Annotated in this window: 14 protein-coding genes; 3 read left to right on the top strand and 11 right to left on the bottom strand. The window is 71.9% G+C overall.

The window, feature by feature from the left end; translation table 11 throughout:
- Window positions 1–499 precede the first annotated feature (499 nt).
- Genes ABEB12_RS07750 through ABEB12_RS07725 form a run of 6 tightly spaced genes read right to left on the bottom strand, consistent with a single transcriptional unit; the run spans window position 500 to window position 7,213 of the window.
- Window positions 500–1,786: a thymidine phosphorylase gene (locus ABEB12_RS07750; protein ID WP_185064696.1), complete on the bottom strand. Its 1,287-nt coding sequence runs from the start codon at window positions 1,784–1,786 to the stop codon at window positions 500–502.
- Window positions 1,787–1,815: 29 nt separating this feature from the next.
- Entirely contained in the window at window positions 1,816–2,208 is a 393-nt protein-coding gene (locus ABEB12_RS07745) for a cytidine deaminase (protein WP_185064239.1), read from the bottom strand.
- Window positions 2,201–3,460: an ABC transporter permease subunit gene (locus tag ABEB12_RS07740; RefSeq protein ID WP_185064238.1), complete on the bottom strand. Its 1,260-nt coding sequence runs from the start codon at window positions 3,458–3,460 to the stop codon at window positions 2,201–2,203. Before ABEB12_RS07740 ends, ABEB12_RS07745 begins: the two co-directional genes overlap by 8 nt.
- Window positions 3,457–4,554, bottom strand: coding sequence for an ABC transporter permease (locus ABEB12_RS07735; RefSeq protein WP_345702648.1), 1,098 nt, complete (start codon window positions 4,552–4,554; stop codon window positions 3,457–3,459). Before ABEB12_RS07735 ends, ABEB12_RS07740 begins: the two co-directional genes overlap by 4 nt.
- A gap of 8 nt (window positions 4,555–4,562) precedes the next feature.
- Complete coding sequence (locus tag ABEB12_RS07730; protein WP_345702647.1) at window positions 4,563–6,044, bottom strand: ABC transporter ATP-binding protein; 1,482 nt, start codon at window positions 6,042–6,044, stop codon at window positions 4,563–4,565.
- Between the two features lie 23 nt (window positions 6,045–6,067).
- Window positions 6,068–7,213: a BMP family ABC transporter substrate-binding protein gene (locus tag ABEB12_RS07725; RefSeq protein ID WP_185064235.1), complete on the bottom strand. Its 1,146-nt coding sequence runs from the start codon at window positions 7,211–7,213 to the stop codon at window positions 6,068–6,070.
- Between the two features lie 201 nt (window positions 7,214–7,414).
- On the opposite strand from ABEB12_RS07725, the gene ABEB12_RS07720 reads away from it, so the two are divergent.
- On the top strand, window positions 7,415–7,882 hold the full coding sequence (locus tag ABEB12_RS07720; RefSeq protein WP_185064234.1) for an SRPBCC family protein: 468 nt from the start codon (window positions 7,415–7,417) through the stop codon (window positions 7,880–7,882).
- 52 nt (window positions 7,883–7,934) lie between these two features.
- Window positions 7,935–9,320, top strand: coding sequence for a D-alanyl-D-alanine carboxypeptidase family protein (locus tag ABEB12_RS07715; RefSeq protein ID WP_345702646.1), 1,386 nt, complete (start codon window positions 7,935–7,937; stop codon window positions 9,318–9,320).
- Between the two features lie 392 nt (window positions 9,321–9,712).
- Here ABEB12_RS07715 and yhjD read toward each other — a convergent pair whose 3' ends face one another.
- From yhjD to hppD, 3 genes are all read right to left on the bottom strand, one after another.
- Entirely contained in the window at window positions 9,713–10,729 is a 1,017-nt protein-coding gene (gene yhjD / locus ABEB12_RS07710) for an inner membrane protein YhjD (RefSeq protein WP_185064233.1), read from the bottom strand.
- A 36-nt stretch (window positions 10,730–10,765) separates the two neighbouring features.
- The gene (trpS, locus tag ABEB12_RS07705) at window positions 10,766–11,788 is read right to left on the bottom strand and encodes a tryptophan--tRNA ligase (protein ID WP_185064232.1); all 1,023 of its coding nucleotides are present in this window, start codon (window positions 11,786–11,788) and stop codon (window positions 10,766–10,768) included.
- A 98-nt stretch (window positions 11,789–11,886) separates the two neighbouring features.
- Window positions 11,887–13,056, bottom strand: a complete 1,170-nt coding sequence (hppD, locus tag ABEB12_RS07700; RefSeq protein ID WP_185064231.1) for a 4-hydroxyphenylpyruvate dioxygenase — start codon at window positions 13,054–13,056, stop codon at window positions 11,887–11,889.
- A gap of 96 nt (window positions 13,057–13,152) precedes the next feature.
- On the opposite strand from hppD, the gene ABEB12_RS07695 reads away from it, so the two are divergent.
- A complete protein-coding gene (locus ABEB12_RS07695) occupies window positions 13,153–13,647 on the top strand; it encodes an Lrp/AsnC ligand binding domain-containing protein (RefSeq protein WP_185064230.1) in 495 nt (164 codons plus the stop codon).
- Between the two features lie 130 nt (window positions 13,648–13,777).
- Here the strand turns inward: ABEB12_RS07695 and ABEB12_RS07690 are convergent, their stop codons facing one another.
- A complete protein-coding gene (locus ABEB12_RS07690) occupies window positions 13,778–13,975 on the bottom strand; it encodes a hypothetical protein (protein ID WP_185064229.1) in 198 nt (65 codons plus the stop codon).
- 164 nt (window positions 13,976–14,139) lie between these two features.
- Entirely contained in the window at window positions 14,140–16,707 is a 2,568-nt protein-coding gene (locus ABEB12_RS07685) for a bifunctional FO biosynthesis protein CofGH (RefSeq protein ID WP_221498678.1), read from the bottom strand.
- Window positions 16,708–16,744: the final 37 nt, after the last annotated feature.

Raw genomic sequence — 16,744 nt, 5'->3', positions numbered from 1 at the left:
CGGGGCTTTCGCGCCCGTTGGGTGGCGGGTTCAAGAACGGCCTGGACGGGATGGGTTTGGGGCGACCCTGGGCCTGCGAGCCCGGCCGGCGGTTGGGTGCCTGCGCCCCGCGCGGCTGGTCGCCGGCGGTAGCCGTGCGCGGAGGTTGGGAGGGGTCCGCTCGCCGAGCGCAAGCTGAGTCCGCCGTCCGGCGCGACGAAACCGGACTCATCTTGCTCTCGACGAAACCGGTCCGCGCACACCCCCAAACTTCGCGACGCACCGTAGCCACTGACGGCGGGCGAAGTCGCGCCGGCTCACCGAGTGGCAGCGGAGTCGCCCGCACATCGAGATCAACAGCCACTGAGCTGCCACTCGGCGAAGCAGGGCCGCGCCGCGCCCGGATCGGTAACTACGCACGGTGAAGCTGGCACCCGAACCCAACGCAACGGCCGCCCCCAACCCACGGGCGGCCGTCCAGGCAATCTTGAAAACCCAACCCCACCGCGAAACGGATAGGTCAGCGCAGCACTTCCAGCACCAGCGGCCCCCCACGCGGCGCCTCGTCCGCGATCGGCAGCGCACCGGTCAACGCCGCGCGCGCGGACTCCAAAGTGTCCGGACGATCGGTGTGCAGCTCCAGCAACGGCTGGCCGGCGGCCACCGCGTCCCCGGGCCGGGCCAGCAGGCGGACGCCGGCGGCGGCGTCCACCGGGTCCTCCTTGCGCGCCCGGCCGGCGCCCAGCCGCCAGGCGGCCACGCCGACCGCGAACGCGTCGCAACCGGCCAGCACACCGTCCCGCGAAGCCAGCACCGGCTCCACCCGGCGGGCCACCGGCAGCGGCGCGTCCGGGTCGCCGCCCTGCGCGGCGATCATCGCCCGCCACACGTCGTAGGCCTTGCCGGAGGCCAGAACGGAGGCCGGGTCGGGGCCGCCGTTCACACCCCCCAGCGCGAGCATCTCCCGGGCCAGGCGGACGGTCAGCTCGACCACATCCGGCGGCCCACCACCCTGGAGCACCGAGACCGACTCCGCGACCTCCAGCGCGTTCCCCGCCGTGAGCCCCAGCGGCACCGACATGTCGGTGATCAGTGCGCTCGCCCGCAACCCGTGCGCCCCGGCGATCTCGATCATCGTGCGGGCCAGCTCACGGGCCCGTTCCGGCGTCTTCATGAACGCCCCGCTGCCCGCCTTCACGTCCAGCACCAGCGCGTCCGTGCCTTCGGCGATCTTCTTGCTCATGATCGAGCTGGCGATCAGCGGCACCGACTCCACCGTGCCGGTGACGTCGCGCAATGCGTACAGCTTGCGGTCGGCCGGCGCGAGGGTCGGCGTGGTCGCGCAGATCACCGCGCCGACCTCGGCCAGCTGCGCGCGGATCTCCTCCTCGGTGAGCGCCGCCCGCCAGCCGGGGATCGACTCCAGCTTGTCCAGCGTGCCGCCGGTGTGGCCCAGCCCGCGCCCGGACAGCTGCGGCACCGCCGCGCCGCAGGCCGCGACCAGCGGCGCCAGCGGCAACGTGATCTTGTCGCCGACCCCGCCGGTGGAGTGCTTGTCCACCAGCGGCCGCCCCGGCTCGCCGCGCAGGTCCAGGCGGTCCCCCGAGTCGATCATCGCCCGGGTCCAGCGGGCGGTCTCGGCGGCGGTCATGCCGCGCAGCAGGATCGCCATGGCCAGCGCCGCCATCTGCTCCTCGGCCACGACACCCGCCGTATACGCGCCCACCACCCAGTCGATCTGCTCGCCGCTGAGCACCCCCCCATCCCGCTTCACGGCGATCACCTCAACCGCACTGGTCACGCCAATCCCTCCCCCTCCGATCGCTCACAGACTTCTCATCCCAAGCGCGGTAGGTCGGCGGGGCCGAAGGCGTCGGGGAGAAGGTCGGCCAATGCCCGGGGACCGGTGGCGGTGTCGACCAGGCACGTGCCGCCGCCCAGTTCGTAGAGCACCTGGCGGCAGCGGCCGCACGGCGTCAGCAGCTCACCGGACGACGACCGGCAGGCCACCGCGACGAACCGGCCGCCCCCGGTGAGGCGCAGCTGCCCGGCCATGGTCACCTCGGCGCACACGCCGAGCCCGTAGGACGCGTTCTCCACGTTGCACCCGGTGACCGTCCGGCCGTCGGAACACTCCGCCGCCGCGCCGACGCACAGCCCGGAGTACGGCGCGTAGGCCTGCGAAGCCGCCTGCACGGCGGCCGCCCGCAGAACGGCCCAGTCAGTCACCCGACCCCCGCCGGTACTCCAGGCCGTCGGCCGCCGGCGGCCGCAGTCGTTGCGCGGCCACCGCCAGCACCACCAGCGTGACCAGCTGCGGCGCGTAGGTGGCGAACTCGCGCGGCACGGTGTCGCTCAGGTAGTAGACCGCGTACGCCACCGCGCCGGCCGCCGCGGCCAGCCCGGCGGCCAACCAGTGCCGCCGGTACAGCCACCACACCGCCACCGCGACGGCCAGCAGCGAGGCGCCGTAGAGCAGCGCGTGCACCGCCGCGCCGCCGGCCCGCAGCTGCAGACCGTCCACGTAGCCGAACAGCGCCGAGCCGGCCAGCAGACCGGCCGGCCGCCAGTTGCCGAAGATCATCGCGGCCAGGCCGATGTAGCCCCGCCCGCCGGTCTGGTTCTCCAGGTAGCCGAGCTGGCCGGGGTTCAGCACCAGCGCGGCACCGCCCAGGCCGGCCAGCGCGCCGGAGATGACCACGGCCGCGTACTTGTGCGCGTACACCGAGACACCGAGCGACTCGGCGGCGTACGGGTTCTCCCCGCAGGAACGCAGCCGCAGCCCGAACCGGGTCCGCCACAGGATCCAGTAGCTCAGCGGCACCAGCGCGAACCCGAGCAGCACCAGCGGCGTGAACCCGGTGAGTACTCCGCGCAGCAGCCCGGCCAGGTCGGCCAGCACGGGCAGCCGGGCGTCCTCGACCGCGCCCAGCCAGTCCCCCAGCGGCTGCACCGAGTACGTGTCCACTCCGGGCAGCTGCGGCGACTGCCTCGGGTTCCGGGACACCGGCTCGAAGATCAGCGTGGACAGGTACTTGGTCAGCCCGGCGCCGAGCAGGGTGATCGCCACCCCGGACACGATGTGGTTCACCCCGAAGGTCACCGTGGCCAGCGCGTGCAGCAGCCCGCCGAGCGCGCCGAACACCGCGCCGCCCAGGATCGCCGCCCACAGCCCCCAGTGCAGCCCGCAGAACGCGGCCCCCCAAGTACCCATGATCATCATGCCCTCGAGGCCGAGGTTGATCACGCCCGCGCGCTCCGCCCACAGCCCGCCCAGGCCGGCCAGCAGGATCGGCATGAGCAGCCGGACCGCCGACTGGATGGTGCCGGACGAGGTCAGCTGGTGCTCGCCGGTCAGCTCCGAGGTGACCACCAGTACGGCCACCGCCGCGGCCGCCGCCAGCGCCCCGCGCGCCCAGCCGGGCATCCGCCGGCGCGGCGGCGCGGCCGGTACCTCGACCGACTCGCTCAGCGCGGTCATGACGCCGCCCCGGCCGGAGCCGCCGCCGGTGACGCGCCGGTCACCCGGCGGCGTTGCGCGGTCAGCTCGTACCGGCGGACGATCTCGTAGGCGATCACCACCGCGATCACCGAAACCCCCTGCATGATCACCGCGATCTCCCGGGGCACCCCGACGTTGTCCAGCGCCAGCGCCGCCTTGTCCAGGAACGCCCAGAGCAGCGACCCCAGCGCGACGCCGACCGGGTGGTTGCGGCCGAGCAGCGCGATGGCGATGCCGGTGAAGCCGTAGCCCTGCGGGGCGTTGAGCGTGTAGGCGAAGTCCCGGCCGAGCAGCTCGGGCAGCCCGACCAGGCCGGCCATCGCGCCGGAGAGCAGCAGCGCAACCAGCGTCATCCGGCGCGCGTTCACCCCGCCGGCGGCGGCCGCCGTCGGCGATTCCCCGGACGCCCGCAGCTCGAAGCCGAACCGGGTCCGGCCCAGCAGGAACCAGTACCCGAAGCCCAGCGCGGCGGCCACGAACACCATGCCCAGCACGGTGCCCGACTCGCCGAACGAGATGCCCGGGAACCGGCCGCTGGGCGTGATCGGCTGGGTGGAGATGTTGTTGCCCTGCAGCACGCCGAAGGTGTCCGGCCGGATCAGGTAGGCGATCAGGCCGGTGGCGATGGCGTTCAGCATGATCGTGGAGATGACCTCGCTGACCCCCCGGTAGGCCCGCAGCACCGCGGCGATCCCGGCCCACGCCGCGCCCACCAGCACGGCCACCAGGATGATCACCAGCGTGTGCAGCACCGGGGGCAGCACCAGCGCGCCGCCCACGATCGCGGCCACGCAGGCGGCCAGCCGGAACTGGCCCTCCACGCCGATGTTGAACAGCTTCATCTGGAAGCCCAGCGCGACGGCCAGCCCGGACACGTAGTACACGGCGGCGCTGTTCAGGATGTCCACCGCCGTGGTGCCCTGGGTGACCTGGCCGACCATGGTGGACAGGGCCAGCCACGGCGAGTCGCCGCTGATCAGCAGCGCGATCCCGCACAGCAGCGCGGCGAACAGCAGGGCCAGCGCCGGCGCCAGGAACCGGCCTTTCACCCCTCCGGTCAGCGCTGTGGCCACCGCCGCCGTCATGCCGCGGCCCCGGTCATAGCCGCGCCGAGCTGCTCCGGGGTGACCGTGGCCGGGTCCGCGTCGGCGACCAGCCGGCCGCGCAGCATGACCTTGATCGAGTCGGACAGGCCGATCAGCTCGTCCAGGTCGGCGGACACCAGCAGCACCGCCAGCCCGTCGTGCCGGGCCTTGCGGATCTCCTCCCAGATCAGCGCCTGCGCGCCCACGTCCACGCCGCGCGTCGGGTGCGAAGCGATCAACAACAGCGGCGAGCCGGAAAGCTCCCGCCCCACGACGAGTTTTTGCTGGTTGCCGCCGGACAGCGCGGCGGCGGCCACCTCCACGCCCGGGGTGCGCACGTCGAAGTCGCGGACGATCCGCTCGGTGTCCGTTCTCGTGGCCGGCAGGTCCAGCAGTGCGCCCCGGGCCACCGGCGGGCGGCTCTGGTGGCCGAGGATGCGGTTGGCCCACAGCGGCTGGCTGGGCAGCAGCCCGTGACGGGTGCGGTCCTCCGGTACGTAACCGATGCCGGCCTCGCGCCGGGCCAGCGTGCCGGCGGTACTGAGGTCTTGCTCCCCCAGGTGTACCCGGCCCGTTTGAGCGCCCCGCATACCCATGATCGTTTCGACCAGCTCGGTCTGCCCGTTGCCCTCGACCCCGGCAATGCCCAGTACCTCGCCGGCGTGCACGGTGAGGTCGATGCCGTCCAGGACCCGGCGCGCGCCGTCGGCGGCCAGCAGGGTGAGGCCTTCGACCCGCAGCACCGCGCGGTCGGTGACGGTGGCCTCCCGGGTCTCCGGGGTCGGCAGCTCGCTGCCGACCATCATCTCGGCCAGCCGGCGGCTGGTCACCGCCTTCGGGTCGGCCGTGCCGACGCTGCGCCCCCTGCGGATCACCGTGATCGTGTCGGCGATGGCCCGCACCTCGTCCAGCTTGTGCGAGATGAACAGGAAGGTGTAGCCGTCCGCGCGCATGCCGCGCACGGTGGCGAACAGCTCGTCCACCTCCTGCGGGACCAGCACCGCCGTCGGCTCGTCCAGGATCACCACCCGGGCGCCCCGGTAGAGCACCTTCAGGATCTCCACCCGCTGCCGGTCGGCCACGCCCAGCTGGGCCAGCTCGGTCTCCGGGTCCACCCGCAGGCCGGTGGTGCCGGCCAGCTCCGCGATCTTCTTCCGGGCTCGCGCCCCGATCCCGTGCAGCGACTCGGCGCCGAGCAGCACGTTCTCCGCCACGGTAAGGTTGTCGGCCAGCATGAAGTGCTGGTGCACCATGCCGATGCCGGCCCGGATCGCCTCGGACGGCGACCGGAAGCGCACGGGTGAACCGTTCACCTCGATCCGCCCCTCGTCCGGCTGCTGCATGCCGTAGAGGATCTTCATCAGGGTGGACTTGCCGGCGCCGTTCTCCCCGCACAGCGCGTGCACCTCGCCGGTGGCGACGTCCAGGTTGATGTCGCTGTTCGCCACCACCCCGGGAAAGCGCTTGGTGATGCCCACCAGCCTTACCGCGAGATCTGGGCTCACGGTTTCGGCGAGACGGTGATGGCGCCGCCGATGATCTGCGACTTGTACGCATCCAGCTGCGGCTTGATGTCGTCCACGTTGCCGCCGGAGGTGGCGTAGCCGACGCCGTCCACCTTCAGGTCGAACACCTTGGGCAGGTTGTCCAGCCGGTTGGTGGCCACCGCGCCGATGTAGCTGTACACCGCCACGTCCACCCGCTTGAGCATGGAGGTGAGGATGATGTCCCGCACGTCGGCCAGGTTCTTGTCCTGGTACTGGTCGGAGTCAACGCCGATGCCCCACTTCGGGCTCTGCGGGGTGCTCGCCGCCTTGATCGCGCGGAACGCGCCGCTGCCCGAGGCGCCGGCCGCCGCGTAGATCACGTCGGCCCCGGAGTCCAGCTGCCCCTTGGCCGCCTCGCCGCCCTTGGCCGGGTCGTTGAACCCGCTCAGGTCGCCGGCCGGGGAGATGTACTTTGTGTCGATCTTGATGTTCGGCGCGACCGCCTTGGCGCCCTGCTTGAAGCCGGCCTCGAACTTCTGGATCAGCGGGGTCTCCACGCCGCCGACGAAGCCGACGTGGCAGGTCTTGGTCTTCAGTGCGGCCGCCACGCCGACCAGGAAGGAGCCCTGCTCCTCGGCGAACAACAGCGGCGTCACGTTGGGCACGCCCTCGGCGGTGCTGTCGACCAGCCCGAACTTGGTGTTCGGCGCGGCCGGGGCCACCTTCACCACGGCGGGCTCGTACTTGAAGCCGACCGCGATCACCGGGCTGTACCCGCCGTCCACCAGCTGGCGCAGCCGGGTCGCGCTGGCGTCCTCGCTCTCCCCGACGGCGGCGGTCAGCTCCTTGATGTCGGTCACCCCGAGGCGGGACTTGGCCCGGTCCAGCCCGGCCGCCGCCGCGTCGTTGAACGAGGCGTCGCCCCGGCCACCGACGTCGTAGGAAAGACCCACCTTCAGGTTGGACGCGTTCAGGTCCGGCGGCACCTCGGGCGGCTCGGCCACGGCGGCGGGCCCGGCCGGCGCGGGATTGCGCTGACAGCCGGCGGCCGATGAACCCGATCCACCCCCGCCACCGGTGTCCTTGGCGCAACCGGCCACGCTCAGCGCGGCCACCAGCAGCGCCGCGACCACCGCTGTTCTCCGGACTCGTCCACCCATGCCGCTGCCCCCTCGGCGTGCCTCATCTGTGGGAAATCGATGCCCCGCACAACCCGATCGGGTGCGACGGCGCATCCGGGCACGCTACAAGCGCGGGCCAGGGGATGACCAGGGCTTCCCGCGGTAAGTTACCGCCCAGTTGCACGGAGTTGATCAGGACTTGAGCTAGCAGGGCACTGCTGGCGGATCGGGGAGGCGGCCATGGACGAGGCGAGCGTGACCATCGCGGCGGCACCGGACAAGGTGTGGGCGACGGTGACCGACATCACCAACATGGGCAAGTGGAGTCCCAGCAACACCGGCGGAAAGTGGACCAAGGGCGCCAGCGGGCCGGCCCCGGGCGCGCACTTCGCCGCGTGGAACAAGAAGGGCGTGGCGCGCTGGGTGACGCACTGCGAGGTCATCGAGTGCGAGGAGCCGAGCAAGTTCGCCTTCCAGGTCGCGGAGAACCACATGCAGTGGGGCTGGAAGATCGCGGCCACCGACGACGGCGGCACCGAGCTGACCCAGTGGCGCCACCGCACCGCCATGCCCGCGCTGCCCATCCGGATGTTCGTCAAAATGCTGTGGGGGGGCATCGACCAGTTGGACGCCAACATGGTCGACGGCATGCGCGACACCCTCAACGCCATCAAACGCGACCTGGAAGCCACCCCCGCCTCCGCCTGAGGACCTCCGGGTAGGTGGTGGGCGCCCGGTTGCCGATGGCTAGGGTGCCGGTGTGGTTGGCGCACGGGTCGGCGGGTTGTTGTGTGCGGTATTTGTGCTGGTGACCGGGCCGGTGATGACCGGCGTGGCACTGGCTCAGCCGCCCGTGACGCCGACCCCGAACCCCTCTCCCAACGGGCACGCGACGCCGGCTCACCCGGGGCACGGGCAACCCAAACCGGGACAGCCGCTGGCCGGGCAACCGGCGGCCGGGCAACCCAAACCGGGACAGCCGGCGCCGAAGTGCACCGTGCCGGTGGCCCCGCCGCCGCCGGTGGACGCCTCGGAACGCCCGCACCCCGGTGAGCCGCCCCCCACCCCGCTGCCGGTGCCGGCCCGGCCGGTCGGCGGCGCCCGGATGGGCGAGTGCGGGTTCGTCATGCCGGCCGGCGTGCCGCTGCTGCCGCCCGGGATCGGCGCCGCGTCCTGGGTGCTGGCCGACCTGGACAGCGGGGCGGTACTGGCCGCCCGCAACCCGCACGCCCGGGAGCGGCCGGCGTCCACGTTGAAGGTCCTGACCGCACTGGTCGTGATGCGCAAGCTGGACCTGAGCACCGTGGTGGAGGGCACCGCCCAGGACGCGAACATCGACGGCAGCCGGGTCGGGGTCGGCCCCGGCGGCCGCTACACGGTGCGCCAACTGCTCACCGGCCTGATCATGAACTCCGGCAACGACGCGGCGAACGCCCTGGCCAGAGAGCTGGGCGGCGTTCCGACCACGCTACGCCTGATGTCCGAAACCGCCGGCGACCTCGGCGCACTGGACACCCGGCCGGCCACCCCGTCCGGCCTGGACGGCCCCGGCATGTCCACCTCCGCCTACGACCTGGCGCTGATCTACCGGCTGGCCATGCGCGAGCGGGTCTTCCAGGAGATCAGCCGCACCCGGCTCACCGACTGGCCCGGCCGGGGCGACCTGCCCGGCTTCAAGATCAGCAACGACAACCCCCTGCTGATCGGCTACAAGGGCACGATCGGCGGCAAGACCGGGTTCACCGACGACGCCCGGCACACGCTGATCGTGGCCGCCGAGCGCGGTGGCCGGCGCCTGGCCGTGGTGATGATGCGCGCGGAGAACCGCCCGGTCCTGGTGGCCCAGCAGGCCGCGCGGCTGCTCGACTACGGCTTTGCCCTGCCCCGAGGGGTGAAACCCGTGGGCACCCTGGTCGAGTCGCGGCCCGCCGAGCCGGAGGCCGCCGCCGCCTACGAGGCGCCCGCTTCCGCGCCGCCCCCGGCCCCGGTGGAGTCGCACGAGGACCGCATCAAGTCGCTCGGCGTGATCGGCGGCGGCGCCCTGCTCGGCGCCCTGCTCTCCTACCTGATCGCCCGCCGCCGCCCCGACGAGCCGGGCGACCCCGACCTCCCCGACCCTTCCCCGACCCCGCACGCCGAGAACTAGGACGTTCGGTACTGGCGTCCGGCCTCCGGTCGGCGGTGTAAAGATCGGCTTGGACGGCCCGCCGTGGGTTGTCTCCCGCGGCTTGGCTCCCGGCCGTTGCGTTCGCCCACCCGGAAACGCCGCCTCCCGGAGCGCTGCCGCCCGGATTCGCCACCTCCCGAAGCGCTGCCGCCGATTTGGTGGTCATCAGGACATGAGGGCCGCTTTGAGCGCCCAGAAGCGACCACCATGCCCTGATGATCATGTGACAGAGCCTGGCGGGGAGTCGCCCCGGTCGCCAAACCCAACGGCCCGCGGCCGAGCCACGGGAGGTCGCCCAACTCAGGCCGTCCAAACCGATCTTTAAACCGCCGCCCAAGTACCGAACGCCGGCGAACTCCAACCCCAGAACGCTAGCGGCGGCGGGCGAGAAGCGCGCCGAGCAGGCCGGCGACGGCGCCTACGCCGAGCAGGTCGGCCGCGCCCGCCCCGTTGCGCACGGTGACCTCGGGCCGGATCACCACCGGCGGCGGCGGGGGTGGCGGCGGCAGGACCTCGTTCTCCCGGCTGGTGGCCGCCCACGCGGTGAGGAACAGGATGAACCGGGACACGGTGAAGATGAAGACCATGAGACCGAGGATCGGGCCGAACAGCGCCCCGGTCGGCGAGTTCGTCACGCCGGCCAGGTAGTACACCATCACCTGCTTGATCACCTCGAAGCCGATGGCCCCGGCCAGCGCCGCCTTGGCCGCGCTCCGCCAGGTCACCGGCTCGCGCGGCAACCGCGCGAGCACCCACAGGAACACCAGCGCATTCGCCAGCAGACCCACGACCACGGCGCTGAGCTTGATCAGCGGCGCCAGCCAGGAGATGCCGCCCAGCCCCAGCCAGTCGACGATCTGGCCGGCCAACCCGCCGGTGGCGGTCACCGCCGCCGCGATCACCAACGCCAGGCCCAGGCCAACCAGGGCGAGCAGGTCGGAGATCGTCTTGCGGATCACCGTCGGCGGCGGGATGCGCTGGCCCCACTGCTCGGACAGCGCCTCCCGCAGGTTGGTCATCCAGCCGAGACCGGAGTACAGCGCGACCAGCAGACCGATCACCCCGACCGTGCCGGCGGACTGCAGCGCCGAGTCGATCACCTGGGCCAGGGTGTCCCCGATCCCCGGGGCGTTGGCCTTGATCGCGTCCTTGATCTGTTCCACCAGCTCCGGGTTGCGCCGCAGGAACAGCGCCCCGGCCGCGAACGCCACCATCAGCAGCGGGAACAGCGCGAGCACGCTGAAGTAGGTGATCGCGGCCGCGTAGTGGTCGCCGTGGCTGTCGGTGTATCGGGCGCCGGCCCGGACCAGGTGGTCCAGCCACTCGTACCGCGTGCGCGGCTGGGCGAACTTGGACGGCTTCTCCGGCTTGTCGGCCCCGGTCGCCAAGGCGGTCCCCCTTCCGCTTTCGGCGCCGGCGCGTCGTCAGCTCGCCGGCGGCAGGAACCCGATCCTGTCGTACACCCGGCGCAATGTCGCGCCGGCAACGCCGCGCGCCCGCTCCGCGCCCTGCGCCAGTACCCGGTCGAGTTCCGCCCGGTCGGCGAGGTAACCGTCCACCTTCTCCTTCAAGGGGGTCACGAATTCGGCCACCACCTCGGCCAGGTCCTTCTTCAGGTCGCCGTAGCCCTTGCCCGCGTAGTCCGCCTCCAACTCGGCGATCTTCCGGTTGGCCAGCGCCGAGTAGATGGTGAGCAGGTTGGAGACGCCGGGCTTGTGCTCCGGGTCGTAGCGGATGTCCCGGTCCGCGTCGGTGACCGCCGAACGGATCTTCTTCGCGGACACCTTCGGGTCGTCCAGCAGCTCGATGATGCCGCCCGGGCTGGACGACGACTTGCTCATCTTGGCCGTCGGGTCCTGCAGGTCGTAGATCTTCGCCACGTCTTCCGGGATGAACGGCTCGGGCACGGTCAGCGCCTTGCCGAACTGGGTGTTGAACCGCTGCGCCAGGTCCCGGGTCAGCTCCAGGTGCTGCCGCTGGTCCTCGCCGACCGGCACCGCGTCGGCCTGGTAGAGCAGGATGTCGGCGGCCATCAGCACCGGGTAGGTGAACAGGCCGACCGTGGTCCGGTCGTTGCCCTGCTTGGCCGACTTGTCCTTGAACTGGGTCATCCGGCTGGCCTCGCCGAACCCGGTCAGGCAGCCGAGCACCCAGGTCAGCTCGGCGTGCTGGGGCACGTGGGACTGCACGAACAGCGTGCACCTGGCCGGGTCCAGGCCGAGCGCGAGCAGCTGGGCCGCCGCGCGCCGAGTCCGCTCGCGCAGCACCTTCGGGTCGTGCGCGACGGTGATGGCGTGCAGGTCGGGGATGAAGTAGAACGCGTCGCTCTCGTCCTGCAGCGCCACCCACTGCCGCAGCGCACCGAGGTAGTTGCCCAGGTGGAAGGAGTCGGCGGTCGGCTGGATCCCGGACAGGATCCGGGGCCGGCGTTGGGACGAGTCGCTCATGCTCTCATTGTTCCAGCGCCGTCGACCGCGTTCTCCAGTGCCTAGCGCCGCCGCGCGCCAAACTGGGCCCGCGGCTCGGTGAGCGCGCCGAGGCGCGCTCAGAGGTTCCCGCGCGCCGCCTGCTCCCGCTCGATCGCCTCGAACAGCGCCCGGAAGTTGCCCTTCCCGAAGCCGGCCGAGCCGTGCCGTTCGATCAGCTCGAAGAACACCGTCGGCCGGTCCCCGAACGGCTTGGTGAAGATCTGCAACAGGTAGCCGTCCTCGTCCCGGTCGACCAGGATGCCGCGCTTCTTCAGCTCCTCCACCGGCACCCGCACCCGCCCGATCCGCGCGCGCAGCTCCGGGTCGTCGTAGTACGAGTCCGGGGTGGCCAGGAACTCCACGCCGGCGGCACGCAGCCGATCAACGGCGGCGAGGATGTCCGTCGTGGCCAGCGCCAGGTGTTGCGCCCCCGGCCCCTGGTAGAAGCGCAGGAACTCGTCGATCTGGGACTTGCGCTTGCCGGCGGCCGGCTCGTTCAGCGGGAACTTGACCATGTGGTTGCCGCTGGCCACCACCTTGCTCATCAGCGCGGAGTAGTCGGTGGCGATGTCCGCGCCGATGAACTCCGCCATGTTGGTGAACCCCATGACCCGGTGGTAGAAGTCCACCCACCGGTCCATCGCGCCCAGCTCCACGTTGCCGACCACGTGGTCCAGCGCCTGGAAGACCTGCTCACCGCTCCCCGGCTGGTGGCGCGCCTGATAGCCGGGCAGGTACGGGCCGTGGTAGCGGGACCGGTCGACCAGGGTGTGCCGGGTGTCCCCGTAGGCGGCGATCGCGGCGATGCGCACCGTGCCGTGCTCGTCGCTGACGTCGTGGGGCTCGTCCAGGATGCGCGCGCCGGCCCGGCGGGCGTGTTCGATGCAGCGGTCCACGTCCGGCACCCGCAGGGCGATGTCACCGACCCCGTCGCCGTGCCGGCGGTGGTGCTCGGCCAGCGGGCTGTCCGGATCCACCGCGCCGGTGACCACGAACCGCACCGCCGCGTCGCCCTCGCCACTGGTGAGCAGGTAACCGTGGTGATCACGGTTGCCGGTCTCCGGGCCGGAGTAGGCGACCAGGTCCATGCCGTAGACGGTGCGGAAGTAGTGCGCGGTCAGCGTGGCGTTGCCCACCACCCAGACCACCGCGTCCCATCCGGTCACCGGGAATTCGTCCGCGCTGGGGTCGTGCGCGACCAGTCCGACCAGCTCGCGGAGATCGTCCTTCGAAAACGACACAGTCATGCCAGATATTGGACTCTCAGGTCCTCGAGATGTGCAATCGGTATATTTGAAACTGGCCAGAGTGGCTAGTCTGCCGGCGCCTGACGGGAAAGAGCTATGCAACTTGACGAGCTCGATCTGGGCCTGATCCGGACCCTGCACGAGCGGCCCCGGGCCGGTGCGCTGGAGTTGTCGCGGCTGCTGCGGGTGGCGCGGGCGACCGTGTCCGCCCGGTTGCGCCGGCTGGAGGAGTCCGGAGTGATCACGGGTTACGGGCCGGACGTGGACCTCGCGGCGGCCGGCTACCCGGTGCGCGCGTTCGTCACCCTGGAGATCGCGCAGGGCGCGCTGGAGCAGATCGCACACGAGCTGGAGGCGATTCCCGGCGTGATCGAGGCGCACGCCACGACCGGCTCCGGCGACGTGCTGTGCCTGATCGCGGCGGCGTCACACCAGGACCTGCAGGACACCCTGGTGCGGCTCAACCACTCGTCGGCGATCGACCGGTCCACCAGCGTGATCACCCTGAGCACCGTGGTTGCGCACCGAGTACTGCCGCTCCTCGCACAGCGCCCCTCAACCCGCGCCCCCCGCTCCCCCGAGTACCGCTAACCCCTCCCCGTCCGCGAGTCGGGATTCTGGGTACGGCGAGTCGGGATTCTGGGCACACCGAGTCGGCGGTTTCGGCACACCGAGTTGACAGTCCCAGCACACCGAGTTGGCGTTTGACGGGCGCGGCGACCTAGTCCGTGGAGCCGTCTTCCACCTGATCGGTGTCCTGGCCGGCCGGTTCGGCGGCCGCCGACGGCCGCGGGCCCAGCCGGACGACACCGCCGTCCAGGTCGATGTCGAACCGAGGCTGGTGCTGCTTGCCGTCCGAGTTGCCACCGGCCTCGTCGTTGATCTTCTGACCCTCGAAGAGCTTGCCCAGTTGACCCATACCGCCACGGTAGCCCCACCACGACCCCCCGCGGCACGGCCCTCCACCGACGGTGACCCGCCGTACCCAGATCCCCGACTCGCCGTACCCAGAATCCCGACTCGCCGTACCCAGAATCCCGACTCGCCGTACCCAGAATCCCGACTCGCCGACGGACGGGGAGGTTACGCGGGGGCTAGGGGGAGGGGGCGGGGACGGGTGGGAGTGAGGGGGGCGGGGGTGCCGGTGTAGGTGGTGGTCCGTTGGAGGACGGGGCGGCCGGCGGCCTGCGCGATGGCGGTCAGTTCGGCCACGGAGCGGGCGGAGCCGTTTTCCGAGCCGGCCATACGGCTGATGGTCTCCTCCATCAGGGTGCCGCCCATGTCGTCCGCGCCGCCGCGCAGGATGTCCGCCGCCAGCTCGTCGCCCAGCTTCACCCAGGAGCACTGGATGTGCGGGATGCGGCCGTGCAGGGCCAGCCGGGCGAACGCGTGCACCGCCCGGTTGTCCCGCTCGGTGGGTCCCGGCCGGGCCAGCCCGGCCAGGTAGATCGGCGCGTTGTGGTGCACGAACGGCAGCGGCACGAACTCGGTGAACCCGCCGGTGCGGTCCTGGATGGACGCCAGCGTGCGCAGGTGGCCCAGCCAGTGCCGGGGCTCGTCCACGTGGCCGTACATCATGGTCGACGAGGAACGGATGCCCAGCTCGTGCGCGGTGCTCACCACCTCGATCCACTGCGCGGCCGGCAGCTTGCCCTTGGTCAGGATCCACCGGATCTCGTCGTCCAGGATCTCCGCCGCCGTACCGGGAATGGAGCCGAGGCCGGCGTCGCGCAGCTCGGTCAGCCACTCCCGGATCGAGACGCCGGCCTTGGCCGACGCCGACACGATCTCCATCGGGGAGAACGCGTGCACGTGCATTCCGGGCACCGCCTTGTGCACCGCGCGCACCAGGTCGGCGTAGAAGGTCACCGGTAGGGCGGGGTCGATCCCGCCCTGCATGCACACCTCACTCGCGCCGTCCCAGGCCGCCTCGGCGGCCCGGTCCCCGACCTCGTCCAGGGACAGCCGGAACGCGTCGGCGTCCCGCTCGCGCTGCGCGAACGCGCAGAACCGGCAGCCCACGTAGCACACGTTGGAGAAGTTGATGTTCCGGTTGACCACGTAGCTGACCGGCTCGCCGACCACGTCGGCCCGCACCGCATCGGCCAGCCGGCACAGTTCGGCCAGGGCGACGCCGTCGCTGGTGAGCACGGCCATCGCGGCCGCCTCGTGGGCCGGGTCGAGCAGTGCGGCCGGGTCGGAGGCGGCCAGGGTCAGGCCGGCCCGCACGTCCGCGTCCAGCCGCTCGGGTGCTGAAAGCGCCGACTCGGTGTGCTCAGAACGCCGACTCGCGGGAGAGCGGACCGCGGCTAGCTCTTCGCGCAGGGCGTCCCAGTCGCCGTAGACCGAGTCGAAGTCGGTGCGGCGGTCGTCGGTGCGGCCCTCGGTGTCGATTTCCGTGTGCAGGTCGACGCGGCCGGTGGAGGCGAAGCCGCCGTCGGGCTCCTGCCAGGGGCGGCCGACAACGGCAGCCTCCGGGTTCGCCAACCCCGTTGAAGGGTCGGCCAGGGCGGCCACGTGGGCGTGCAGCCGGGTGTCGATCCACGGCGAGCCGGCGCGCACGAAACGCGGGTAGGCGGTGAGTCGTTCGCGCAGCTGGAAACCGGCGGCCTCGGTGTGTGAAGCCAACGACTCCAGGGCCGGCCAGGGCATCTCCGGGCTGACGTGGTCGAGGGTCACCGGGGAGACCCCGCCCCAGTCGTCGATGCCCGCGCGCAGCATCAGGGCGTACTCCTCGCCGACCAGGTTGGGCGGCGCCTGCAGGCGCATCTTCGGACCCAGCACCAGCCGGGACACCGCGATGGTGGCGGCCAGGTCCTCCAGCTCGGCGTCCGGCATCCGGGCCATCGCGGTATCCGGCTTGGCCCGGAAGTTCTGCACGATCACTTCCTGGATGTGGTTATGCGCCCGTGCGGCGGCCCGGATGGCGAACAGCGAGTCCGCCCGCTCGGCCCGGTTCTCGCCGATGCCGATCAGGATGCCGGTGGTGTACGGCACGCCGACCCGGCCGGCGTCGGTGATCGCGCGCAGCCGGACCGCGGGCTCCTTGTCCGGGCTGCCGTAGTGCGGCCCGCCCTTCTCCGACCAGAGCCGCTCGGCGGTGGTTTCCAGCATCATCCCCATGCTGGCGGCCACCGGCTTCAGCCGGGTGAGCTCCTCCCAGGACAGCACACCCGGGTTCAGGTGTGGCAGCAGCCCGGTCTCCTCGAGCACCGCGATCGCGCAGGCCCGCACGTAGTCCAGGGTGGAGTCGTAGCCGCGCGCGTCCAGCCACTCCTTGGCCGCCGGCCAGCGGTCCTCCGGGCGGTCGCCCAGGGTGAACAGCGCCTCCTTGCAGCCGGCCGCCGCGCCGGCGCGGGCGATCTCCAGCACCTCGTCCCGTTCCAGGAACGCGGCCGGCAGCCGGTGCGGCACGGTGGCGAACGTGCAGTAGTGACACCGGTCCCGGCACAGCCGGGTCAACGGGATGAACACGTTGCGGCTGTAGGTGACCACGCCCGGCCGGCCCGCGTCGGCCAATCCGGCGTCGCGCACCCGGCCGGCGACGGTCAGCAGCTCGTCCAGCGCCTCGCCCCGGGCGGCCAGCAGCACGGCCGCTTCGGCCACGTCCAGCGTCGCGCCGTCCCGCGCCCGGCGCAACGCCCGCCGCATCGCGCTCGCCGACGGTGCTTGTTCGGTCAAATCAGCC

Origin of the sequence: Actinospineispora eucalypti (assembly GCF_039543365.1) — a bacterium.
Lineage (GTDB): Bacteria > Actinomycetota > Actinomycetes > Mycobacteriales > Pseudonocardiaceae > Pseudonocardia > Pseudonocardia eucalypti.
Note: the sequence above shows the minus strand (reverse complement) of the source record. Positions and strands in the feature narration are given on the sequence as shown.

What these genes read in the sequence shown, in the direction of transcription:
- ABEB12_RS07695 (WP_185064230.1), top strand. Translation starts at nt 13,153, where the DNA reads ATGCAACTTGACGAGCTCGATCTGGGCCTGATCCGGACCCTGCACGAG.
- trpS (WP_185064232.1), bottom strand. Translation starts at nt 11,788, where the DNA reads ATGAGCGACTCGTCCCAACGCCGGCCCCGGATCCTGTCCGGGATCCAG.
- ABEB12_RS07720 (WP_185064234.1), top strand. Translation starts at nt 7,415, where the DNA reads ATGGACGAGGCGAGCGTGACCATCGCGGCGGCACCGGACAAGGTGTGG.
- ABEB12_RS07725 (WP_185064235.1), bottom strand. Translation starts at nt 7,213, where the DNA reads ATGGGTGGACGAGTCCGGAGAACAGCGGTGGTCGCGGCGCTGCTGGTG.
- hppD (WP_185064231.1), bottom strand. Translation starts at nt 13,056, where the DNA reads ATGACTGTGTCGTTTTCGAAGGACGATCTCCGCGAGCTGGTCGGACTG.
- ABEB12_RS07685 (WP_221498678.1), bottom strand. Translation starts at nt 16,707, where the DNA reads ATGCGGCGGGCGTTGCGCCGGGCGCGGGACGGCGCGACGCTGGACGTG.
- ABEB12_RS07740 (WP_185064238.1), bottom strand. Translation starts at nt 3,460, where the DNA reads ATGACCGCGCTGAGCGAGTCGGTCGAGGTACCGGCCGCGCCGCCGCGC.
- ABEB12_RS07690 (WP_185064229.1), bottom strand. Translation starts at nt 13,975, where the DNA reads ATGGGTCAACTGGGCAAGCTCTTCGAGGGTCAGAAGATCAACGACGAG.